This is a genomic window from Priestia sp. TSO9, from assembly GCF_021029645.1.
Lineage (GTDB): Bacteria > Bacillota > Bacilli > Bacillales > Bacillaceae_H > Priestia > Priestia megaterium_E.
This window is the reverse complement of record NZ_JAJEKD010000006.1, coordinates 38518-61103: the sequence shown is the minus strand read 5'-3', so window position 1 is coordinate 61103 and position 22586 is coordinate 38518. Positions and strand designations below refer to the sequence as shown.

Annotated in this window: 22 protein-coding genes; 8 read left to right on the top strand and 14 right to left on the bottom strand. The window is 38.6% G+C overall.

What is annotated here, in order from left to right:
- Positions 1-4: 4 nt before the first annotated feature.
- From LJC66_RS01480 to LJC66_RS01470, 3 genes are read right to left on the bottom strand one after another with little or no spacing between them, the layout of a single operon-like run.
- Positions 5-937 (bottom strand): ABC transporter ATP-binding protein, encoded by a 933-nt coding sequence (locus LJC66_RS01480; RefSeq protein WP_230931686.1) that lies wholly within the window; start codon positions 935-937, stop codon positions 5-7.
- A gap of 1 nt (position 938) precedes the next feature.
- Entirely contained in the window at positions 939-1631 is a 693-nt protein-coding gene (locus tag LJC66_RS01475; protein ID WP_308280717.1) for an ABC transporter permease, read from the bottom strand.
- A 27-nt stretch (positions 1632-1658) separates the two neighbouring features.
- Positions 1659-2873 carry a DUF418 domain-containing protein gene (locus LJC66_RS01470; RefSeq protein ID WP_195695557.1) on the bottom strand — a complete coding sequence of 405 codons (1215 nt, stop codon included), beginning with the start codon at positions 2871-2873 and terminating at the stop codon, positions 1659-1661.
- A 170-nt stretch (positions 2874-3043) separates the two neighbouring features.
- Here LJC66_RS01470 and LJC66_RS01465 point away from each other — a divergent pair, with 170 nt between their 5' ends.
- The 6 genes from LJC66_RS01465 (at position 3044) to LJC66_RS01440 (ending at position 8965) form a co-directional block, all read left to right on the top strand.
- A complete protein-coding gene (locus tag LJC66_RS01465; RefSeq protein ID WP_230931684.1) occupies positions 3044-3769 on the top strand; it encodes a response regulator transcription factor in 726 nt (241 codons plus the stop codon).
- Entirely contained in the window at positions 3766-5520 is a 1755-nt protein-coding gene (locus LJC66_RS01460) for a sensor histidine kinase (RefSeq protein WP_230931683.1), read from the top strand. Before LJC66_RS01465 ends, LJC66_RS01460 begins: the two co-directional genes overlap by 4 nt.
- Positions 5521-5601: 81 nt before the next feature.
- Positions 5602-6294, top strand: coding sequence for a response regulator transcription factor (locus tag LJC66_RS01455; protein ID WP_230931682.1), 693 nt, complete (start codon positions 5602-5604; stop codon positions 6292-6294).
- 3 nt (positions 6295-6297) lie between these two features.
- Positions 6298-7644, top strand: coding sequence for a HAMP domain-containing sensor histidine kinase (locus LJC66_RS01450; RefSeq protein ID WP_195695561.1), 1347 nt, complete (start codon positions 6298-6300; stop codon positions 7642-7644).
- 72 nt (positions 7645-7716) lie between these two features.
- On the top strand, positions 7717-8292 hold the full coding sequence (locus LJC66_RS01445) for a PepSY domain-containing protein (protein WP_098334534.1): 576 nt from the start codon (positions 7717-7719) through the stop codon (positions 8290-8292).
- 133 nt (positions 8293-8425) lie between these two features.
- Positions 8426-8965 carry a PepSY domain-containing protein gene (locus LJC66_RS01440; protein WP_230931681.1) on the top strand — a complete coding sequence of 180 codons (540 nt, stop codon included), beginning with the start codon at positions 8426-8428 and terminating at the stop codon, positions 8963-8965.
- A 38-nt stretch (positions 8966-9003) separates the two neighbouring features.
- Here LJC66_RS01440 and LJC66_RS01435 read toward each other — a convergent pair whose 3' ends face one another.
- The 7 genes from LJC66_RS01435 to LJC66_RS01405 all read right to left on the bottom strand — a co-directional run bounded on the left by LJC66_RS01435 (position 9004) and on the right by LJC66_RS01405 (position 15930).
- Complete coding sequence (locus LJC66_RS01435) at positions 9004-10281, bottom strand: DUF445 domain-containing protein (RefSeq protein ID WP_230931680.1); 1278 nt, start codon at positions 10279-10281, stop codon at positions 9004-9006.
- Between the two features lie 128 nt (positions 10282-10409).
- On the bottom strand, positions 10410-11765 hold the full coding sequence (locus LJC66_RS01430) for an amino acid permease (RefSeq protein ID WP_230184672.1): 1356 nt from the start codon (positions 11763-11765) through the stop codon (positions 10410-10412).
- 223 nt (positions 11766-11988) lie between these two features.
- Positions 11989-12639: an amino acid ABC transporter permease gene (locus LJC66_RS01425; RefSeq protein ID WP_230931679.1), complete on the bottom strand. Its 651-nt coding sequence runs from the start codon at positions 12637-12639 to the stop codon at positions 11989-11991.
- 14 nt (positions 12640-12653) lie between these two features.
- Complete coding sequence (locus LJC66_RS01420) at positions 12654-13292, bottom strand: amino acid ABC transporter permease (RefSeq protein WP_195695565.1); 639 nt, start codon at positions 13290-13292, stop codon at positions 12654-12656.
- A gap of 74 nt (positions 13293-13366) precedes the next feature.
- Positions 13367-14182, bottom strand: coding sequence for a transporter substrate-binding domain-containing protein (locus tag LJC66_RS01415; RefSeq protein WP_230931678.1), 816 nt, complete (start codon positions 14180-14182; stop codon positions 13367-13369).
- Positions 14183-14203: 21 nt separating this feature from the next.
- Entirely contained in the window at positions 14204-14932 is a 729-nt protein-coding gene (locus LJC66_RS01410) for an amino acid ABC transporter ATP-binding protein (protein WP_013055072.1), read from the bottom strand.
- A 476-nt stretch (positions 14933-15408) separates the two neighbouring features.
- Positions 15409-15930 carry a M15 family metallopeptidase gene (locus tag LJC66_RS01405; protein ID WP_195695568.1) on the bottom strand — a complete coding sequence of 174 codons (522 nt, stop codon included), beginning with the start codon at positions 15928-15930 and terminating at the stop codon, positions 15409-15411.
- Positions 15931-16144: 214 nt separating this feature from the next.
- Here LJC66_RS01405 and LJC66_RS01400 point away from each other — a divergent pair, with 214 nt between their 5' ends.
- Positions 16145-16939: a hypothetical protein gene (locus tag LJC66_RS01400; RefSeq protein ID WP_230931677.1), complete on the top strand. Its 795-nt coding sequence runs from the start codon at positions 16145-16147 to the stop codon at positions 16937-16939.
- Between the two features lie 40 nt (positions 16940-16979).
- Here LJC66_RS01400 and LJC66_RS01395 read toward each other — a convergent pair whose 3' ends face one another.
- The 4 genes from LJC66_RS01395 to LJC66_RS01380 form a co-directional block, all read right to left on the bottom strand.
- The gene (locus tag LJC66_RS01395; RefSeq protein ID WP_195695570.1) at positions 16980-18200 is read right to left on the bottom strand and encodes a multidrug effflux MFS transporter; all 1221 of its coding nucleotides are present in this window, start codon (positions 18198-18200) and stop codon (positions 16980-16982) included.
- A gap of 67 nt (positions 18201-18267) precedes the next feature.
- Positions 18268-19089, bottom strand: a complete 822-nt coding sequence (locus LJC66_RS01390) for a MerR family transcriptional regulator (protein WP_043975788.1) — start codon at positions 19087-19089, stop codon at positions 18268-18270.
- A 59-nt stretch (positions 19090-19148) separates the two neighbouring features.
- Positions 19149-20165 carry a nitronate monooxygenase gene (locus LJC66_RS01385; protein WP_230931676.1) on the bottom strand — a complete coding sequence of 339 codons (1017 nt, stop codon included), beginning with the start codon at positions 20163-20165 and terminating at the stop codon, positions 19149-19151.
- Positions 20166-20436: 271 nt separating this feature from the next.
- On the bottom strand, positions 20437-21501 hold the full coding sequence (locus LJC66_RS01380) for a lactonase family protein (protein WP_230931675.1): 1065 nt from the start codon (positions 21499-21501) through the stop codon (positions 20437-20439).
- 333 nt (positions 21502-21834) lie between these two features.
- Here LJC66_RS01380 and map point away from each other — a divergent pair, with 333 nt between their 5' ends.
- A complete protein-coding gene (map, locus tag LJC66_RS01375) occupies positions 21835-22581 on the top strand; it encodes a type I methionyl aminopeptidase (RefSeq protein ID WP_195695572.1) in 747 nt (248 codons plus the stop codon).
- Positions 22582-22586 lie beyond the last annotated feature (5 nt).

The following is a 22586-nucleotide window of genomic DNA, read 5'->3' as shown; positions in this document are numbered from 1 at the left end:
CCCATTAACTCACCTGTGAGTGATCCACAATATTTTTTTGCAAAAAGATTTCTTCTAAAGAAGGTTCTTCGACGTGAACTTGATAAATGTCGATGCCGCATTGAATCAATTCGCGAATAATAAGAGGAATATTTCTTTCTTTTTGAAGCATCACTTTTGTGTACATGTGATGGTATTCAACTTCGGGACTCAACGTACGGAAAAACTGTTGAATGTATTCTTTGTGACTGTTTGGATAAGGATCATGTTTGATCATCACCGTTTTTTTCGCTTGATATTGAAAGCGCAGCTCTTCCATTGTACCTTCTATTAAAATGACCCCATTTTTCATAATTGCTACACGTGTACAAATCTTCTCGACTTCATTTAAATTATGAGACGTCATAAAAATCGTCTTGCCTTGATTTTGGAGTTCTCTTATTAGTTCATGAATGTGGAGAGCAGATTCAACATCTACTCCAGAAGTTGGTTCATCTAAAAAGATAAGATCTGGGTCTGCTACAATTGCTTGAGCGATTCCTAACTTCTTTTTCATTCCAAATGAAAATTTTCCAACTTTCTGATGCTGATGTCCTTCTAATCCTACTTTCTTCAGTACATCACTACAGTGCTCTTTGGAAAAGCGATGGCCATTTATCTTTAAAAAATAGCGCAAGTGATTGAGCGCTGTCATCTCATCATAAAAGTTAGCATAGTCAGGAAGCACACCTATTTTCTTCTGAAGCTCTAAATCAATATCACTCTGTCCCAGCAGCGTAAATTCTCCTGCTGAAGGAAATGAAACGCCGGTAAGCATATTAATAAAGGTAGACTTTCCTGCTCCGTTTCTTCCTAAAAACCCGTAAATTTCTCCTTGTGGCACCTGTAAATTAATACCGTTAACAACTGTTTTAGATCCATACTTTTTAGTTAATTTACTTATTTCAATAGCATACATATTATACTTCTCTCCTTTTAAAACTCCAAAGTGCCGTATATAAACAACATGCTGCAAAAATAAGAAGAACTGGTAGATACCCTTTCTCCAACTTTAAATAGTAGTAGGGTGTCACATACTTAAACCATGCAATGTACGCTTTTGATGAAAATATGCTCCACACGCTCAGTACCGGTAGAACAAACGATAAAATAATTGATAAAAACATAGTATGAGTTGGATTTGGCATCAAAGCTGAAAGCATTAATACAAACGAAATCATACACATAGTGAATAGTAGGCACTCTAAAAATGTAAAAAAAGAAAAATGATGCGAAATAAACGCAATCAGTAGAAATGAAATAGAGATACAAACAAGCCAGAAACAACAAATACCTAAGAATTTTCCTAATACAATACGATCTCTTGATGTTTTGGTAACTAAAAATCTAGCTGTTCTTGCTTTAATTTCTTGATTAATAACATTATGAGAAAGACTTGAAATAAATAAAGGTCCGAACCCGAGAAGCATCAGCAAAATTCCACCGTTAGCTCCATCTTGAATTTGTGCACTTGTCAATTGACCTCCAAATTGGCTAACTACATAAGCTATTCCATAGGAAGCACCGCATACGATTAAAATAACAATAATTGATTTAATACTTTTAAATAAGCTTTGAAACTCTTTTATACTAATGGCCCACATTTTTAAAATCTCCTTTTTACATAAGTTTGATCGCTATCATCCAACAAAAGGATGATTTACTTCTGTCGGTAAAGCTTTTTTCTCTTTTGGCTTTCCACTCCAAGAAAAATTTGTCCATATGCGCAGCAGCTTTTCCACCGGTCCAGTTTTAAATTTTTGCACGTACATATAACTGCCGATAAGCTGAATTCCGTAAATACCGATACAGACAAAAATTCCTGAAATCATGCCAAGCTTTCCGAAATAGCCTAAGCCATAGCCATAAAAAATCGTCGTGCATATAACCGTTTGCATTAAATAATTGCTAAGTGATATTCTTCCTACGCTTTCAAAAGCCTTCATCAAAAATGACTTTTCACATTTCGCATATAGCCAAGCAAAGCCTGCAATATAACCAAGAGATAGAAGACTTCCCCCTAACATATGTGTAGAACCAGCCCAATTAGCATCCGGCCACACGTACATAGTTCCTTTTAACAGCAAGCCAAGCGGAATCAGCGCGGCCGCCCAACGGCCATACTGTTTTTGATTAGCTGAAACATCGTAAAACCACTTTTTCTTTCCTGCATACATACCAAATAAAAACAAAGCGCCCATTATAAATGGCGTAAACAAAAAGGCAAAAGCAAATTTATATCCTGCTATATTCATCGGATCAACATTGTTGCGATGGTCTTTAATCTGTTCATAAGTTCCGCTTCCATACACGTGAATTGTATCTTTTACATATGTCGTAAGCGTTTGTTTATCGCTAAGAAGATACATATTATCGTTTAATGAACCGTATCCGGCTGCTCCTGTAAGAATCAGCAAAATCGATGCCCACACCAATAGTGTTTTGACTTTACGGTTTAAAAAGAAAAGTAGTAAAAATACTCCCATCATTCCGTAAAACGTAAGAATATCTCCTTCCCATAAAAACACTCCATGCAGTAGGCCAAACCCTAGAAGCAGAAGAAAACGGCGAAAGAAATGCCTTTTCACGCCTAGCTGCCTTCTTTCTAAGCTTTCTTTCATCTTCACCATTGAATAGCCAAATAAAAAGGTGAAAATCGGCATAAAACTTTCTTCTACCGCGACTTTTAAAAAGACATAGGCTGCTGAATCACTTGGTGATAGCGAGAAGAGATGAATCATATCCTTTCCGTAAATGCCATATTGAAAAATCAGCATATTTGCTAGTAAAATACCAAACAAGCTGAATCCTCTCATACTATCAATTACTTTAACCCGCCTAAAATCATTACTCATCCTTTTAACTCCTTTACTATGTGTCTGTGCATTTAGTATATGAAATGAAGTTTTCAAGAAAATAACCAGGAGATTATCTTTTCCTTAACATTTTCCAATTTTGTTAATCTTTTCGTAATGTTCTTATGCTAAAATCGAATACGTATGAAATAAAACAGAGGTGATTTACGTTGGAAGATGCGTCTATATTGCTAGTTGATGATGAAATTGCCATCGTCAAAATGCTGGAGACAGTATTAAAAAAAGAAGGATTCAACAAAATTTATAAAGCTCACACCGCTCAAGAAGCGCTGGATGTTTTACATAATCAAACAATTGATATTATTTTGTTGGACGTAATGCTTCCCGATCAAAGCGGATTTGATATCTGTCCTAAAATTCGTGAACTCTCAAACGCGTATATTTTATTCATAACAGCCAAAGTATCGGACCTGGATGTACTAACGGGTTTCGCCATGGGAGGGGACGACTACGTAACTAAGCCGTTTAATCCTTTAGAAATTGCAGCACGAATTAAAGCACGACTGCGCAGAAAGCAAGCGCTGACTGAAGGAACTTCTATAAGAACGGAACCACAATCGTCAAATCGCTATGAGTTTGATCGTTTTACTGTAGATGAATCGGCAGGAGAACTCATTGTGCACGGTCAAACGGTTTCTTGCCCCGCACAAGTGTTTTTATTGCTTCTTCACTTTTGTAAAAATATGAATATTGTTCTTTCTAAATCACAGCTGCTTGAAGCCGTCTGGGGATATAATCAGTTTGTAGACGACAATACAGTAACCGTGCATATTCGAAGAATTCGAGAACGAATTGAAGATAATCCTAGCAACCCAAAACATTTAGTTACGGTACGAGGGCTTGGGTATAAATTAGTGAACGGAAAAGCGATATGAAATCAATTAAAAGAAGGTTGACCTTTCATTTTTCATTTCAGTTTATTGCGATTATTGCATGTGTTTGCTGCGTTCTTTTTTGCGCTTTAATGTTTCTAGCTTATTACCTTTCAAAGCAAGATATAAAAAGAGACTTACCTTCTGGATCACTTAGCGTATTAAGCGGGGCTACAACAGTTGAAGGTGGAAAAGCAACCGTTTCAGGTGATTTAGCAAAACAGCTTAAACAAGAAGGACTATGGTACCAAGTGCTGAACAAACAAGGAAAAGTAATTGGAGAAATTAACTCCCCAAAAGACTTACCTAAGCACTACGGTCTTTCGGAGTTATTGGAAATGGATAAAACCAAGAAATTTAAAGGCTATAGTGTAGTAACAGAACTTGATACCTTTTTGACTACACCTACTTATTATATTTTGGGCTATAAAAGTGATTTAAAAGACCAGCTATATGCTTTGTATGTTAAATATAATAAACAAAGTGTGCCTCCTAAAAGCGATATCCCTCTTATCAAAAAGGCGTTAAAAGAAAAAGATGCTTCGCTTCAAATTTTAAATGAGAAAGGTGATATCTTAGCTTCCATTAGAATGTCTAAAGACAAAACACGTTACGATCCTTTAGAAATTATTTCCCGAAAAATTGAACAAGATAAATATGATTCAACGGCTACTGTATTCCATGACTCGAAGAAGAAAGTTTCATGGGTTTTTTACACTCCTAATAATTACCACAGTATAACCGATGAATCTATTATTCGAAAAGCTTGGATGATCTCCATCATCGTGGCTGTTTCCGTTCTTATAGCCACCATCGCTTTCTCCATCTGGAACGCCTTTCGCTACGGTGGCCCCTTACTTCTGTTCACCAGCTGGCTCGGGCGCATGGGAAGCGGAAACTATTCAGAAGTGCTAACAGAAAAAGAGCGAAAGCGCGTCTTTCGGAAGAATGGAAAAGTACGCTTTCAATATCGCCTGTATTCAGAAGTAATCACAGCTTTTTATGAGATGGCGGAGCAGCTTAGCTTAGCTGAAAAAGAACGAAAGCAGCTCGAATCCACTCGCGAAGAATGGATGACGGGAATATCACATGATTTGCGGACACCTCTTTCGACGATTCAAGGGTATGGCCATATGCTTGAAAGCGGCCATTACAATTGGAACGAAGAAGAGTTAAAAGAAATTGGCCAAACGCTGCGTGATAAAAGTGAGTACATGGTGGAGCTTGTAGAGGATTTTTCATTGGCCTTTAAGCTTAAAAATAACGTGGTTGTTTTAGAAACAAAAAAAGTGGACGTTCATCCACTACTTCAGCATATTGTTTTAAAATTCGTTAACGATAGAACCATTGAAAATGTTCATTTCTCTTATGTGCCCGCTCATCTTCAACCTTTTATTCAAGCTGACCCGCGCTGGTTTGAACGAATGCTTGATAATTTAATTTTTAATGCTATTAAACATAACCCTAAGAACACTACCATTACAATTTCGACCGCGATAAAAAGTGACCGCGTCTTGATTACGATTCAAGATGATGGAATTGGAATGGATGAAGAAACGCAGAAAAATTTATTTGACCGCTATTACCGCGGCACAAATACAACCGAAAAAACAGAGGGTGCTGGACTTGGCATGAGCATTGCAAAAGCTATTTGTGAACTTCATAAAGGCCATATCAAAGTAAGATCTACTCTTCACGAAGGCACTGCCATTATCTTGCACCTTCCTCTTTCAGCAGATCAGCAGCCGGACTAACCTCCGGTTGTTTTTATACACCTCCAATCTCTCCGTGCTATAATGTACGCAACTATACATAGACACAAGGGGGAATTTTTGTTGAGTAAAGGCAGAATTTTAATAGTAGAAGATGAACGCAAAATTGCTCGTTTAATTGAGCTCGAGCTTGAACATGAAGGGTACGAAACGGGCATGGCTTATACGGGGACAGAAGGATTGGCAGAGTTTCAAGAACACGATTGGGATTTGCTGCTTTTAGATGTGATGCTTCCTGAACTGAGCGGACTCGAAGTACTTCGTCGCATTCGAGCAAATGATGATCAAACGCCCGTTATCTTATTAACAGCTCGAGACGCCCTTCCTGATAAGGTAAGCGGACTAGATTTAGGAGCAAACGACTACATTACAAAGCCTTTTCAAATTGAAGAGCTTTTTGCACGCATTCGCGTATGGCTTCGCCATCCCGCATCAACATCGACTGCTGAACAAGAAGCAGCCACTCTTCAACTAGGGAATTTAGTCGTTAACGAAAAAACGCGAGAAGTTACGCGTGAAAATGAAGCTATTGAGCTGACTCCTAAAGAATATGATTTACTTATCTATATGCTTCAAAACAAAAATCAAGTGCTGAGCTTTGAACAGCTTCTTACAAACGTTTGGGGATTTGATTATTACGGAGACACAAATATTGTATACGTATACATTCGTTATTTACGTAAAAAGATTGATGCTGCATTTTCAACTCCGTACATTCAAACAGTGCGCGGCGTTGGCTACATGCTGAAGGAGTAGCTTATGAAACTACAAACAAAGATTATTCTTACATCAACTGCGCTGCTTTTTATTCTGCTAGTAATTGCAAACAGTTCGATTTACTTCATTTTCAAGAAGACCATGGAAGACAACGCCATTGAACGTTTGCAAGTAGAAACAAGCAATGTAACAAATGGGCTAAAGCAAACGAATGCGACGGTTAAACAAGCCAATTTGCTTCGTGCCTATTTGCCTCCTAACGGAATGATTCGTATTTTACCTAAATCCGGCAGTCCTTTAGTTGTATCCGTTACGGATCAAACGAAAGAGCTTCAGGACTTACCTTATTCCTATTATTCAAACGAACAAACAACCATCAAAGAAGATGACGGCCACCTATACGCAATTTCACACACCCCCGTCATTTGGACGAACGGTGAAGTTGTTTCTTTGGAAGTCACGGAACAACTGACAGATGTGGAACAATCTTTGCAGACATTAAAATTTATCTTGCTCATTGCCTCTCTTGTTATATTAATTCCAACTATATTTGCTGGACGGCTTTTAAGTAAAATTATTTTGCGGCCTATCAAGTCTCTTATTCAAACCATGGAAGAAATTCAAGTGTCTCGCACATTTAAAAAAATCGACCTCTCTTCTTCTTCTAAAGATGAGTTAGATCAAATGGCCAACACCTTCAATAATATGATGGATTTATTAGAGGAAAACTATAAAAAGCAAGAGCAGTTCGTATCCGATGCTTCTCATGAATTAAAAACGCCCCTGACCGTCGTAGAAAGCTATGCCAATATGCTAAAACGATGGGGAATGAAGCGGCCTGATATTTTAGAAGAAGCCATCGAAGCCATTCACTCTGAGTCTTTACGCATGAAACAGCTTACGTCTCAAATGCTGGTGCTTGCGAAAGATGAGTCGCAGCGAGAGCTTCACATGGAACACGTAGATGCGGCGGCCGTCTGCAGACAAACAATCAAACATCTAGAACAAGCCTTTGAACGAACCATTTATTTAAATATAAAAACGAATCATCCCGTCGTAACAGCGGATGAAAAACGCTTAAAGCAGCTGCTGTACATCCTCTTAGATAATGCCATTAAATATAGTGAAAAAGCGGTAGAGGTAACCATAACAAGAAGCGAAAGCTTTATGATTACGGTCACAGATCAAGGAATTGGTATTCCAAAAGAAGACTTATCAAACGTGTATGAACGCTTTTTTCGCGTAGATAAAGCAAGAAATCGAGAAACCGGTGGTTCTGGACTTGGATTATCCATTGCTCGAAAGATTGTAGAAGCTCATAGCGGGCGTATTGAGATTAACAGCCAAGAAGGAAAAGGGACATCAGTAACAGTTTGCTTTCCTCTTTGATTTCTCGCCTTTTCTTAGAGATTTTTAAGAATTGCCTGCTATACTACTTTTTAAGATACTGGAGGTGAATGTATGAAGAAAACGGTGCTTTTTATACTTATTTTTCTTGCTGTTGGTTCAGCTTGCTTTTACGGAATAGCAAAAGCAGTGAATCGGCCTGATACAATTTTATCGGAATCGGACGTCAGCAGTATGATTCAGCAAAAATATGGCGGCACTATTGAAAATGCAAGCTTTTCTCAAAAAGATGATGAACCGATTTATCGAATCACTTTGCTTAAAAATGATATTCCATACCACATCACAGTAAATGGAGAAAATGGAGAAGTCCAGTCATTAATCAAACAAAAAGTAGAGAAACAAACGTCTACTCAAACTAAAAATAATATAGAAGAAGAGCAAAAAAAGAGCGAGCAGCCACCAGTTTCTCCTACATCCGACGAGCCTCTCATTTCAATGGAACAAGCAAGAGACATTGCTTTACAAAAAGTAAAAGGAACGTTTTCCTCAGTTGAAATAGAAGAGGAAGAAGGCCAAACCTTCTACGAAGTCGAAATTGATCAGTCTAAAACAAGAGAAGCTAAGGTGATGATCAATGCTTACTCTGGACATGTAGATTCCATCACCTATGAAAATGACGATGATTAAAAGTACAGCGGAAAGCTGTGCTTTTTTTATCCATTTTTATTTATTTCTAAGAAAATTTTAAACTTCTTCTTCTTTTCCTTTAAAGTTCATTGGCTAAGATAATCTTAACAACAAATCGAGGAGGCCATAACATATGAAAGTTATTACAACCGTTTTAGCCAGTGCAGTACTAGTCGGTGGATTAGGTGCAAGCGCATATGCAATGACAGACCAGTCCAAAAGCAATGATAAGAAGCAAACCACAACGATTGAAGAAGCAAAGGCAAAAGACATCGCCCTTCAAAAAACAGACGGCGGCGACATTACAAATATCCAATTAGCCATAGATGATGGCGTTAAACAATATGAAGTAGACATCACAAAAGGTAATAAAGAATACGATCTAGACATTGACAGCAGCAGCGGTAAAATCATTGAATTTGATGAAGAGCAAAAAGACGATGAAGATGAGAAAGAAGAGAAACTTCAAAACGTTTCCCCTGCTATTTCATTAGATCAAGCGATAAAAACAGCTTTAAAGAGTGCTAAAGGAACGGTCAATGAAACGGATCTAGACCAAGAAAACAACCGTTTAGTATATGAAATTGAAATTGACACAGCCGATAAACGTGAAGCAACTGTTTCAGTAGATGCCAAAAACGGCGGCGTGATCAGTGTAGAAATAGATGATTAATAGAAAAAGCACACTCCAAAAGGAGCGTGCTTCTTTTTTTATACCGCTAATTTAATAACCGTTAATACAATACCAATCAAGAATCCACATAGGGCTCCGTTCACTCGAATCCACTGCAAATCTTTTCCGACATTGTTTTCCATCATATCCACAAGCGTTTCATCATCTAATTTATCTAAGTTTTCTTGCACAAGCTGTCCAATTTTTGAATGATTCTCTTCTACAAAGCTCATGATTTGCTTTTGAATAGCCGTATCAATTGCTTCTTGACGCTGTGCATCCTCTTCAAGAGCATTCAGCCAGCTCTCTACGTAAGGAACGGCGTAGCTTTTCATAAATTCAGGGCTTTCAATGAATGCTGTCACTTTCACTTTCATTTTATCGACGATTTCTGTTAATTTATTCGTTACATTTAATTCATGAATCGTTTTTTGTTTCCATGCTTCTAATTTTTCAAGAAGTTCTTCATTCTGCTCCAAGCCTTGCAGCTCTTTTCTAATTCCATTTACCAAAGCAAGGCGGTATTCATCATCTTCTTTACGAAGACGCCCCGTAATAGAAAGCAATAAATTTTGCAAAATAGACCCTAGCTTCTCTTCATTAATCATGCTTTGAAATGATTTGAGAGCAAATTGTAAAATACCATCAAGCTCAATATTATCAAGCGCATTTTTAGCAATACTTCCGAGCTGATACTGCGTTTCTTCTTTTTTAATCCAGCTCTCCCCTTTCTTTAAAAGAACATCAAGGGCTTTTTCATCATACTGATTTTTTACCACTTCTCCAACAATCGAATGCACAATAGGCTTTAACTCTATTGCTGAAAGCGATGACTTGAGCTCTTTTTCAATAATAGGAACGACTTTCTCTGTATCCACACGATTAATCGCATCAACAAGCAGTGCTGTTCCTTTTTGTTGAATTGTTTCCGAATGAACACCTTTTCGAACAATCGGAAGCAAACGCTTTGTAAATGCAATTCTTTTTACTTTTTCTTGAATACTTTCTTTTGACAGCCAGTCGTTTTCAAGCGTTGAGACTAGCCCTCTTGTAATACGCTGTCTGTTTTTAGGAAGCAGCGCAGTGTGTGGAATAGGAATGCCTAAAGGGTGACGAAAAAGAGCCGTAACGGCAAACCAATCCGCTAATCCGCCGACTAATCCAGCTTCGAACCCACCTTGAAGCAACCGAGCCCAAATTGAATCACCAAAAGGCATTGTGGCAACGAAGCCCACTCCCATAATCGCTAAAGAAATCACGGCCAAGTGCTTTGATTTCTTCTTTGGGTTTGTTGTAAATACATTATTTGATTCCATTGTAGTCCTCATCCTTTATTTATTTAACTAAACATTTCATCTAGAAATATGTAACGTGATACAGAAATTTCCGCAAAAAAAAGAAAGACAAGCTTTTACCCTCGTCTTTCTAGTATATTGCCTTTTTGCTATACTTCAAACTTTTTTTCTTTTCGACTTTTATTAATAAATGAAAAAATGAGGAGTAAGACCAAGATAACCGCACATACGCTGGATCCAATCACATTGTTTTTATTAAACATAAATGATACAAAAATAACAAGCAGTGCTGCTGTTGCAAAAAGCGTTGTATAAGGAAACCACTTTAATGCGAAAAACGGCTTTTCTTTATACCCTTTACGCAGCTTTAATTGAGCTAAACAAATGCTTACCCAAATAAGAATAATCGTGAAGCCCGGAATAGTCATTAAATAACTAATTACATTATCCGGTGTTTTATAAGCTAAAAACACACCCATTAAAATACAAACAGCCGTAATCATTAAACCATTAATCGGAATACCGTTTTTCGAAACTTTCAAAAAGCGCTTTGATGCTTCTCCGCTTTGAGCCATAGCATAGAGCGTACGCGAAGTTGCATACATCCCTGAATTCGCTGCTGATAAAACGGCCGTCAATAAAACGAAGTTCATAATATGAGCCGCACCCGGCAGTCCGGTGATACTAAACACTTGCACAAATGGACTGTCTTGTCCTGATACAGAATTCCAAGGCATAAGGCCGCAAATAATTAAAATAGGCAAAATATAAAAGCCAATCACTCGCCATACTGTGCCTTTGATCACTTTCGGTAACACGTTTTTCACATCTTTTGTTTCCGTTACGGCTACACCAATTAATTCAGCTCCGCCGTAAGAGAACATCACAATTAAAAAGGCACTCAGCACACCGCTCATGCCGTGAGGGAAAAAGCCTCCATGAGCCGTATAATTTGCCCAGGGGTTTTGCACATCACTTGGAATCACACCGAATAAAATAAAAGCTCCCAAAATGATAAAAGCAGTAAGAGCAATTACTTTAATACCGGCAAACCAAAACTCAATTTCTCCGTAATACTTCACTTGAAATAAATTCATCCCTACAATCAGCACTGCACAGAGAAAGCTTAAGAGCCAAAGAGGTACAGAAGGGAACCAAAACTTCAAAAAGCTTCCTCCCGCAAGCAGTTCAACAACTGTCACGACAATCCAGTTCACCCAGTACAGCCACCCTACAATAAAAGAGGTTTGTGTACCGAATGCCTTATGAACTAAATTTTGTACGTTCATATTTGGATAGACAATTGCCATCTCCGCCAATGCTGTCATTACAATAAATAAGATAAGACCGCCAAATAAATACGCCAGTACAACACTTGGTCCTGCAATACCTAGCGTATCAGCACTACCTTTAAAAATGCCTGTCCCAATCATACCGGCAAGCGCAATGAGCTGCACATGACGAGGCAACAGACCTTTTTTTAAATTTTGATCTTGTTTTTCCATGATGCCCGTCCCTTCTGTTCATTTTACGTGTTAGTTTAACCAAATCACTTCTTGCGCAAAAACCCCTACCGGATATTCAGTAGGGGGTGAACCAACACTGTTTTTCTTCTCTATGATGAATGAAAATGATCTGATTTTACCACTGTTACTTTAGTCATTTTATGCGTTGAATTAATACATTGTCAATGTTATTTATTTTCCAAAAATAAAGTCAAAAGAGTATCTACACCCTTTTGACTTCTAGTCTTCTTGCAATGATGGATAAAGCATAGTTTACAATAAAATACATCATCGAGATGATCAAAAACATTGGGACCACGTAACTTTGTTTCTGTCCGTATATGATTTGAGCGTTATGCAGCAAATCAGGAAGTGCGATCACTACTGCAAGCGACGTATCTTTTAATAAGGAAATAAATTGACTAACTAAAGGAGGTACCATTCTCCGCAAAGCTTGGGGCAGCACAACGAAACGAAGCGTTTGATAATAGTTTAAACCTGATGAACGCGCCGCTTCGATTTGTCCTCTTTCAATTGATTTTAATCCGCTTCGGATAATCTCTGAAATCATAGCAGATTCAAATACAGTGAGGGCCACAATTGCTGCTGACGTAATTTCCATATCAATTCCGATTTCAGGTAAAGCAAAGTATGTAAAAAAGATGATTAAAAGCAGCGGCAAATTCCGGATAATTTCTACGATAAAAGCGAGTACATGAGACAGAACTGGAATACGGGCATACCTTAAAATACCTACAATACTTCCAATAAGAAAACTTAATACAATCGAAATGAATGCTACTTTTAAAGTGACCCAAAATCCTTCCATTAAGAAGGAAAGGTGATCAGGAGAATAAGCACCCATAAAATCCATCACTTTCACTCCTTTCAGCTTGTTTTACCAAGACGTTTCTCAAGATAACCAACTCCTAAGCTCAACGGAATGGTTAGAACTAAATAGAACAGAGCCACAAAAATATACACATCAAACACTACGTATGTTTGAGAGGAAACAAGATCCGCCTGATACATTAAATCAAAACCAGCAACAATCCCTAACACGGATGAGTTTTTGACTAAATTAATGAATTGATTCCCAAGAGGAGGAATGACGATTTTAATGGCTTGAGGCAATACAATGAACCGCATCGCCTGACCGTACGTAAGGCCGGATGAACGTGCCGCTTCAAGCTGCCCTTTTGGAACTGCCATAATTCCCGCTCGTATGGCTTCGGCTATAAAAGCTGCCGTATAAATAGTTAATCCCAGCACTCCGGCCGCTGTACCGCTGATTCCCGCCACAATAAAAATAAAAAAGACGATAACCACAAGGGGAATATTGCGAATGAACTCTACATAGACCGTACCAATTACATTTACTATTTTGAGAGGAGCTATTCGCATTACCGCAATGATCGTACCAAGTACAAAACTGGCCACTAAAGCACTCAGACTGGCGATAATGGTGTACTTAAAACCTTCTAAATAAAGATCCATATTGTTAGTCAGAATTGAAAAATCCAACAATTTTCTTCCTCCTTTCAACTAAACAAGCAGGATGAGCATAATGCTGCTCATCCTGAGAAAAGAAAACTGTACGCTTATTGTTTGATCCACTTATCGTGAATTTCATCATATTTTCCAGAGTCTTTCATCTTTTTAAGCGCATCGTTTAATGCATCTACAAGCTCTTTGTTTCCTTTTTTCACAGCAATGCCATAAGGCTCTTCTGTGAACGGCTTTCCTACTAACTCATAAGAAGGATCTTCATCAGCCATTCCATAAAGAATCGCATCATCAGTTGTTAAAGCATCTCCTTGCTTAGATTTTAAAGCTGTAAATGCTTCTGCATAGTTTTCAAACTCTAATACCGTTGTCTCTGTTGCTTTTTCGCGAATATTAATAGCTGAAGTTGATCCTTTAACAGCCAACACTTTAGTACCTTTCTTCAAATCATCAACGCTTTTAATTTTACTGCCTTTTTTCACAAGAAGAGACTGTCCGGCTTGGAAATATACATCCGTAAAATCTACTTCTTTTTTACGTTCGTCTGTAATAGTCATTGTCGCAACAACAGCGTCAATATCTCCTTTTTGAAGAAGAGGAACCCTTGTTTTGGACGTAACTTCTTTAAATTCCACCTTGTTTTCATCGCCTAAAATCTCTTTAGCCAGCTGCTTAGAAATATCAACATCAAAACCTTCTACTTCACCCGTCTTTGGATTCTTTAAGCCAAACAAACGCGTATCATTTTTAACTCCGATGACGATTTTCCCTCGGTCTTTGATTTCAGTGAGCGCATCTTTTTTAGCTGATGATCCACTCGTTTCTTCACTTTCCCCTCCACAAGCTGCTAACATCATAGCCGCTGCTAATGAAAGCACAGCTGCCTTTAAAAACGTTTTTGATTTTTTCATATTACTCCCCCTATTAAACAATTAATGATTTAAAATACGGCTAAGAAATAAACGTGCCCTTTCTTCTTGCGGGTTTTCGTAAAACTCAGCCGGAGTTGCCTCTTCCAAGATTTTTCCTTGATCCATAAATACAATGCGATCCGCTACTTCTTTTGCAAACCCCATTTCATGAGTTACAACTACCATGGTCATTCCTTCTTTAGCCAATGTTTTCATGACATCCAGCACTTCTCCAATCATTTCTGGATCAAGAGCAGAGGTAGGTTCATCAAAAAGCATAATCTCTGGCTTCATCGCAAGTCCCCTCGCAATAGCTACACGCTGCTGCTGGCCGCCTGAAAGCTGGGACGGGTAGGCGTTAGCTTTTTCACCGATTCCTACTTTATCTAAATAGTATAGAGCTGTTTTCTTAGCTTCTTCTGACGACTGTCCCAATACTTTCATAGGTGCTAACGTGATATTTTCTAAAACCGTTTTATGCGGATATAAATAAAAATGCTGAAACACCATACCTATATTGCGGCGCAGTTTATTAATATTTGTTTTTTTATCCGCGACCAATATATTATTTACCGTTAACTGTCCGTTAGATATTGTTTCTAAATAATTTATGCATCGCAGCATCGTGCTTTTACCTGAACCCGAAGGTCCAATTACGACGACAACTTCACCTTTTTCAATTGTTAAATTGATATCTTTTAATACGTGAAAATCACCGTAATATTTATTCACTCCGTCAAAAACAATCATTTTCCCCCTCCTAATCTGCGAACAACAATAAATATTTAAATTTTTAAAATATTTAAAATATGTTAAAAATTATATTCTTACCCTTAAAGCAAAGTCAACAGTTGACAAATTATCTCTTTTTTGTAATCAAAATGAACTATCTTCAAATAAAATATGTTAGAAAAATAAAAGACTTTGTTGGCATTTGCCGATATGTAAGCATACGTTCGCTAGGCTGAAGGTACTTGTATAAGCTTAATCAGTAGATTATATTAGTTAACGCATATCTTTATACGAATTGTCTTTCATTTTTATGGGGCAGTTCTCCCTAACCACCCCTCTTTCTAATTATCCATCTATATTTTTATTATATTAATATATATAATTACCTTAACAGTAAATTAATAAAAAAAGAAACTACAAGCTTCTATTCGTGTTAGAGGTTCTGACATAGATATAGTAAAATTGTATTATCCCTCTAAAAAACACACGCTTTATTAGCGTGTGTGGTCTTTTATATTTTCCGGACTCATTTGAAAATGCGGATAGTCTTTAAAACCTTGCCAGTCTCCTCCCCATTCGAATCCTAATTTTTTTGCGATATCTACAACCTCCATCCAATCAGACTGAGTGTTGTTATTACCGTCATATTCCATGTCCCAAATAACTTGTCCGTCTTTTAACTGAATAGCAAAATCAATAGCTAATCCGTAATTGTGATAAGACTGGCCGCCCTTTGAATAGGTAACAATGTTGCCTTCTTCCGTCCTGCCTTTTGCATAAAGCTTATCTTGTTCTTCTTTTGAACGGAAACCTTCCGTAATGACAATCGAGATTCCTTGTTCACTTGCTTGTTGAACAAGTTTATTTTTCTTTTCTTCTACGACAGGATGCAACTCAGTTGCTCCTGAAAAATCTTCTAGCCTTGGACCAGGCTTTAACTCATCGCGAAACAAAAATACCAAGCTTACCGCTATCGCAACTATCAAAGCTATTCCCAATTTTTTAAGAACGTTCATCTATATAAAGTCTCCATTCTTTTTTGCTGCTGTTTAGATAAAATCATATCGAATTTCATTTTGTTATCCAATAAAAGAGCTGTATTGTTCAACAAACGTCTATATTTTTTCGTTTTTTATCTATTTTCACCATTTTTTCACTATTGGTGGTTACATTAACAATTGTGGACAGCTCTGTACCACACCCCTATAACTTTTAAGGAGTGACAATAGCATGAAAAAGAAACTATTCGGTTATATCATGGCAAGCGGTTTAACACTAGGAGTTATGGCCGTTGCAAATTCCACGGCATTTGCAGCAAGCAAAGATGAAACAAGCTCTTCAACAGTTGTAGAGCGAACAAATGGCAGTACAACAAATACGGATGATGCAACACAACAAAAAGTTGATGATATTATGAAAAAAGCACAGGAAAAATTACAGAAGCTCGGCGTAAGCTTGCCTCAGCACAAAGAAGGCCCCTTCAGCAATCTAGATGCAGCTACTAGAGAAAAAGCCAAAGCTATCATGAATCAGTTGCGCGACGGCACGCTGACTAAGGAACAAGCGGAAGCCAAATTAAAGGAACTGGGCGTGAACTTGCCTGAACATAAAGGCGGTCCTTTTAACAATTTAGATGCGGCTACAAAGAAAAAAGCGAAAGCTATTATGGATCAGTTGCGCGACGGCACGCTGACTAAAGAACAAGCGGAAGCCAAATTAAAAGAACTGGGCGTGAATTTTCCTGAACATAAAGGCGGCCCTTTTAACAATTTAGATGCGGATACGAAGAAAAAAGCTGAAGCTATCATGGATCAGTTGCGCGATGGCACCCTAACTAAGGAACAAGCGGAAGCCAAATTAAAAGAACTGGGCGTGAATTTTCCTGCTAAAAAGAAAGAGTTTCTAAGCGGGGTAGATGCTGAAACAAAAGCGAAAGCTGAAACCATTTTGGAAAATGCAAAAAAAGAAATTCAAAAGCTTGGCGTTACAATGCCCTTTGAAAATCACGAGCACAAAGCTCAATAACTAAAAAAGCTACTTGGCTGCTGAGAACCAAGTAGCTTTTTTATGATGCAGTTTTCCTTCTCACTAACGTCATGTACACACCTAATGCTAATAAATCACAGACCATAATCACAATGCCCATCGGCAGAGCATTTTGCCCTCCTCCAAGACCAACAAGAGGAGCTACGGCTGCTCCGAGCAAGAACGGAAGCAACCCTAGAAGCGCTGAAGCACTTCCCGCGTTCGAAGCTTGATTTTCCATAGCGAGTGAGAAAACGGTTGTGTTCACAATTCCTACGCTCGATACTACAAAGAAAAGCAAGATGCAGACCAAAATAACAGACATGTGAGTAGCAATCACGGCCACTAAAAGCACGCTTCCAACAGCTGCTTGAAGCAATCCATACATAAGAAGAGTAGCTTCTTTTATTTTACCCGCTAAACGTCCTGTCACTTGAGTAGCTATGATTAATCCAAAACCGTTAATCGCAAAAATAAAGCTAAACATCTGCGGAGACAGGCCATAAATGTCTTGAAGGACAAATGTAGAACCTGAAATATAAGCAAACATGGCACTCATAATAAAACCTTGCGCCAGCGCATATCCCACAAAGACACCATCTTTTAGCAATACGCCAAACGTACGCAGTACTTCTGTTAATCCACCTTCTTTACGGCGTTCGAGCGGAAGCGTTTCTTTTAAACCAAATAAAACGGCAAAAAACATTAGTGCACCAATCACCGCTAGCACACCAAATACTCCTCGCCACGACATAATCGTCAGCAGCTGTCCACCAGCAACCGGAGCCAAAATAGGAGCTAACCCATTTACGAGCATAAGCATAGAGAAAAACTTTGTTAAATCCGAACCCGAAAATAAGTCCCGCACGCTCGCTCTTGAAATAACCATTCCTGCTGCTCCTGCCATTCCTTGAATAAATCGCAAAACGATAAAAATCCAAATAGAAGGTGCAAACACGCATAAAACAGATGCAGCTGCATAGGTGATTAATGCTGCTACAAGCGGCTTTTTTCTTCCGCGAATATCACTGAATGGCCCCATGACCACTTGCCCAAATGCTAAGCCCAATAAGCAAGCTGTCAGACTGACCTGCGCTAAAGAAGCGGAAGTATGCAATTCTTTAGCAAGCGTCGGCAGCGCTGGCAAATACATATCGATTGATAATGGTCCAAATGCGCTCAGTGAACCCAAAATTAAAATAAATAAAATGCGATTTCCTCGGCTTAAAGACATCCCTTGGGAAATACTTTGCTGATTCATCTATTGTTGTCTCTCCCTTCAGCAGTTTTACAATAGTCTCATCTTAAACCCTCCAGCTACTGGATAGTCAAGACGTAATTCGAATTTGAATTTCCGTCAGCCGCTCTTCTTCATGATGAGAAATAAAGGAATCTACAATCCGCCGAATTAAGAAAGGACCTTCGGCTTTGTATCCTTCGGCTTTAATAAAGTTCAGTAACGCATCGTAATAGACTCCTGTGGTATCTCTCTTTTCTCTCATATAAATAGATGCGTAATCGCCTTCAGGTATTAACGTAACGAGCTCATGCTGAAAAGAAACATCACTTTCGACCAATAAAAAAATGCCATCGTAATCTGTAAATTGTTGTTTTTTCGTGTTTTCTACCGATAGCATAAATCCTACTTTCCCAATCATAATCGGGGTAATATGGCTGATTTTCTTTTTTAAATCACGCAGAACACTTTCAGTCCCGTCTAACGTGCCTACCTCCGCTTTTACTTGAACAACCTCACGAGAGGAAAGGTGTTTGATGAACGGGGCACCTATTTGGTTAATATGTCTCGTCTGTTCTAATTCCTTCATTCGAGTTGTTAACTGCGCATTCACTCTTTGAAGGTGACGAATTTTTTCTTTTGTTACCTGCTGATATTCCGCTAAAGTTTCAATAAATTCATCCAAGCTGCTGTGCTCCATCTTTCTTTTAATTTCTTTTAACGGAACTCCCATCAGCTTTAAATAGACAATGATATCTAATTTCTTAAATTGTTCTAACGTATAGTAACGATATCCCGTTTGTGGATCAACTTCGTAAGGCTCAAATAGACCAATTTCATCATAATAGCGAAGTGTTTTAACCGGAATATCATGCAGTCTGGCCATTTGCCCAATCGTAAATTTGTTTTGCATATGAGTTCACCTTCTTTATGTAAAGCTGCTTGCACTTAAAGCAAGCAACAGCGTAATTCTCATCGTTCATTTAGTTCTTGTACAAGCTCTTCCACAATAAGATGTGCAGGCAGTTCTTTTGCCAGCGTAAATCCAGTTCCTGCCCACAAAGAAGCGTACTCTGGATTCTTCATTTGTGTAGCTTTTGAGCGAATAGGCTTTGTCATGTAATGAATATGAGGGTAGGCGGAGGGTGCCGATTTATCATAGGAAATAAAAAAGACATTCACAAATCCTCTAGCGCGTTTCCCTGTAAAAGCTCGGGTGACACCTGTTTCATTAAAACGCTTTTGAAGAATGCTTTCTTTATGAAGAGCACTCGCTCCGCTTTCGGGACAACAAATAAAAGCCGTACCTAACTGAGCAGCAGAAGCTCCTTCTTGTAACACACGTTTGATGTCAGACCCCGTCATTAACCCTCCCGCAGCAATCAATGGCTTTTTGGTGATTGAGCGAACTTCTTTCAGCAACTTCATAAGCGGGTAATCCACCGAATCCTCTAAAAAAGTAGATCGATGGCCGCCGGCTTCAATGCCTTGCAAACATAGCGCATCCGCTCCTGCTTTCAAAGCCACTTCGGCTTCTTGAGGTGTTGTAATCGTAACAAAAACTCGGCTTCCAATTCCTTTTAAACTTGCTACAATCTCTCGATCCGGGCACCCAAATGTAAAGCTCACAGCAGGTACTCGATGTTTTTGAATGATGTCGAGCTTGGCACTCCATTCATCATCATCATTCTTTGGTATACCAACTTGACACTCCAAATATTCAGCTGCTTTTGACAGTTCTTTTTGATAACAATCAAGTGCATCAACTGCTACTTTTTCATTTGTCGGAACAAACAGATTCACTCCAAAAGGTTTTTTCGTAAGTGAGTGCATTTCTATAATTTCCTGCTCCAATTCACCCACACTTTTATATCCCGCAGCTAAAAACCCTAGCCCTCCGCTATTAGATACTGCTGCAGCTAGTTTAGGCGTCGAAACTCCTCCTGCCATGGGAGCTTGTACAATTGGATATTTACAAATATCTTCCATACTTCTCACCTCAGCCTTTCATGCGTTCTCTATTCATTCTACTACAACCCCAGAAAAAAAAGCCCTCCAAAAGGGCTTTTTTCCACATATAGGTTATGCTCATTTCAAAAATCGCAATCATAAATCATACTAAAGAACGCACACTACCTGACTATTCCCTCAAAGGTTCACCTATGCGGATGGCACTAACCCCGCAAGGGGAGTGACAGGCGCTTAGGTCTAGACAATAAAGCATAATCGTTCTTTGATTATGCTTTATTGTCTACATCGATTACTTATAATGGAGGAACTTTACGCACACAGCTTCTGGAACCGTAACGTTAGATTGAAGAAGCGTTAGCTTTCCACTTTCTTGGTCTCTTTCAAACAGTACCAAGTTTCCTGTTTCTTGATTAGACGCTACAATAAATTGTTCCGTTGGATCCAAAACAAAATCGCGCGGCCAGTCGCCTTCAGTGCCTGTCCATTCTACGAATGTTAACTGTCCAGAATCCTGATCTACTTTGAATGTTGCAATCGAGTTATGTCCGCGGTTCCCTGCATAGACAAAGCGGCCATCTGAAGAAATGTGGATCGCACTCCCTTGATTATTTTCTGTAAAATCAGCCGGGATCGCTAAAGTAGCTTGTTGTTGAGTAAAGCTTCCTTTGCTTTCGTCATAAGTTAAAAATAAAACTTCAGAGCTGAATTCTGTCATTGCATAGGCATAGCGGCCATTTGGATGGAACGTTAAATGTCTAGGACCCGAACCAACAGATGTAGAAAGACTGTTGAGTTCCTTCAATTTATTCTCTTCCACTTCATATGTCACGATTTCATCGATACCTAAGTCCACAACAGCCACGTGCTTTTCTCCAGGAGTAAAATCGGCATAGTGTACGTGTGGTTTTCCTTTTTGTCCTTTTTTGAGGTCTGAATGAGGATGTTCCACTACAGATGCTACATATTCAATTTCCCCTGTTTCTTCATTAACAGAATACGTCTCAACGCTCCCTTTATGAAAGTTAGCAGATAAAACAAGCGTATTATCTTCATTCACTGAAACATAGCAAGGAGGCGCGCCGTCTAGCAGCTGTTTGTTTACAAACTTTAGTTGCCCCGTGTTTGGATCAATCTTAAAAGCAGCTACTCCGCCTTTTTCTCCTTCTTTAATAACTGTATAAAGATGTTCGTTGTCTTTGCTTGCATTTAAGTATGTAGGATTTTCAATTTTAGCCACGGCTTTTACTTCTACAATCTTTTTAGCCTTTGTATCTAACGTAAATGTATAGACACCTTCACTGCCTGCTTTTGTATATGTACCTGCAAATCCAATAAATTTTCCATGTTCACTCATTTTCCTATACCCCTCCTAAAGAATTGTTTTGTTTCATTTATTTTACTATATCATACCGCATTTGTTATAGAGAATGCTCCAATTCAACGTTCATTTATCAGTTTTCCCTACATGCCTATCGTCAAACCCTTCCTTTTTAAGCCTGCATCTTGCATTTCCCTACCATTGGGCGTTATGATTAAGGATGATTTTATATCGCCCCATAGCAGACGGCTTCTGTATTTCTTGGATTTTCAAATAAAGAAAAATGAACTGATGAATAGTCGACTTTCATGGCTATAACCGCTGCCCAACTTTTTTCGTAAAGTTACATCAAAAAAGGAGTGAACAACAATGATCACATTAAAAAGTGAACGCGAAATTAATTTAATGCACGAAGCAGGTAAATTATTAGCTTCTTGTCATAAAGAAATCGCTAAAATGATCAAACCAGGCATAACAACAATGCAAATTGATAAATTTGTTGAAGAGTACTTAGCAAAGCACGGAGCAACGCCGGAACAAAAAGGATACAAAGGATATCAATATGCAACGTGCGCTTCTTTAAATGATGAAATTTGCCACGGTTTTCCAACAACTAAACCGTTAAAAGACGGTGATATCGTAACCATTGATATGGTTGTAAATTTAAACGGAGGCTTAGCAGATTCCGCATGGACTCATACCGTTGGAGACATTTCAGACGAAGCGCAGCGTCTAGTAGATGTTACATACGAAGCGCTTTTAAGAGGAATCGAGCAAGCACAGCCAGGAAATCGCACAGGTGACATTGGCCACGCTATTCAAAGCTATGTAGAAGGCGAAAAATTCTCTGTGGTACGCGACTTCACAGGACACGGAATTGGAAATACCATGCACGAAGCGCCTACCATTCTTCACTACGGAAAAGCTGGCAAAGGTACACGTTTAAAAGAAGGTATGGTGATTACAATTGAGCCAATGGTAAACGCTGGTACATGGCATTCTAAAATGGATAAAAACGGTTGGACGGCTCGTACAACAGACGGTAAATTATCCGCTCAATTTGAACATACGCTTGCGATTACGAAAAACGGTCCTCTTATTTTAACAGCACATTAAGAAAA

What these genes read in the sequence shown, in the direction of transcription:
- LJC66_RS01480 (WP_230931686.1), bottom strand. Translation starts at nt 937, where the DNA reads ATGTATGCTATTGAAATAAGTAAATTAACTAAAAAGTATGGATCTAAA.
- LJC66_RS01470 (WP_195695557.1), bottom strand. Translation starts at nt 2,873, where the DNA reads ATGAGTAATGATTTTAGGCGGGTTAAAGTAATTGATAGTATGAGAGGA.
- LJC66_RS01460 (WP_230931683.1), top strand. Translation starts at nt 3,766, where the DNA reads ATGAAATCAATTAAAAGAAGGTTGACCTTTCATTTTTCATTTCAGTTT.
- LJC66_RS01450 (WP_195695561.1), top strand. Translation starts at nt 6,298, where the DNA reads ATGAAACTACAAACAAAGATTATTCTTACATCAACTGCGCTGCTTTTT.
- LJC66_RS01445 (WP_098334534.1), top strand. Translation starts at nt 7,717, where the DNA reads ATGAAGAAAACGGTGCTTTTTATACTTATTTTTCTTGCTGTTGGTTCA.
- LJC66_RS01440 (WP_230931681.1), top strand. Translation starts at nt 8,426, where the DNA reads ATGAAAGTTATTACAACCGTTTTAGCCAGTGCAGTACTAGTCGGTGGA.
- LJC66_RS01435 (WP_230931680.1), bottom strand. Translation starts at nt 10,281, where the DNA reads ATGGAATCAAATAATGTATTTACAACAAACCCAAAGAAGAAATCAAAG.
- LJC66_RS01430 (WP_230184672.1), bottom strand. Translation starts at nt 11,765, where the DNA reads ATGGAAAAACAAGATCAAAATTTAAAAAAAGGTCTGTTGCCTCGTCAT.
- LJC66_RS01425 (WP_230931679.1), bottom strand. Translation starts at nt 12,639, where the DNA reads ATGGATTTTATGGGTGCTTATTCTCCTGATCACCTTTCCTTCTTAATG.
- LJC66_RS01415 (WP_230931678.1), bottom strand. Translation starts at nt 14,182, where the DNA reads ATGAAAAAATCAAAAACGTTTTTAAAGGCAGCTGTGCTTTCATTAGCA.
- LJC66_RS01410 (WP_013055072.1), bottom strand. Translation starts at nt 14,932, where the DNA reads ATGATTGTTTTTGACGGAGTGAATAAATATTACGGTGATTTTCACGTA.
- LJC66_RS01405 (WP_195695568.1), bottom strand. Translation starts at nt 15,930, where the DNA reads ATGAACGTTCTTAAAAAATTGGGAATAGCTTTGATAGTTGCGATAGCG.
- LJC66_RS01400 (WP_230931677.1), top strand. Translation starts at nt 16,145, where the DNA reads ATGAAAAAGAAACTATTCGGTTATATCATGGCAAGCGGTTTAACACTA.
- LJC66_RS01395 (WP_195695570.1), bottom strand. Translation starts at nt 18,200, where the DNA reads ATGAATCAGCAAAGTATTTCCCAAGGGATGTCTTTAAGCCGAGGAAAT.
- LJC66_RS01390 (WP_043975788.1), bottom strand. Translation starts at nt 19,089, where the DNA reads ATGCAAAACAAATTTACGATTGGGCAAATGGCCAGACTGCATGATATT.
- LJC66_RS01385 (WP_230931676.1), bottom strand. Translation starts at nt 20,165, where the DNA reads ATGGAAGATATTTGTAAATATCCAATTGTACAAGCTCCCATGGCAGGA.
- LJC66_RS01380 (WP_230931675.1), bottom strand. Translation starts at nt 21,501, where the DNA reads ATGAGTGAACATGGAAAATTTATTGGATTTGCAGGTACATATACAAAA.
- map (WP_195695572.1), top strand. Translation starts at nt 21,835, where the DNA reads ATGATCACATTAAAAAGTGAACGCGAAATTAATTTAATGCACGAAGCA.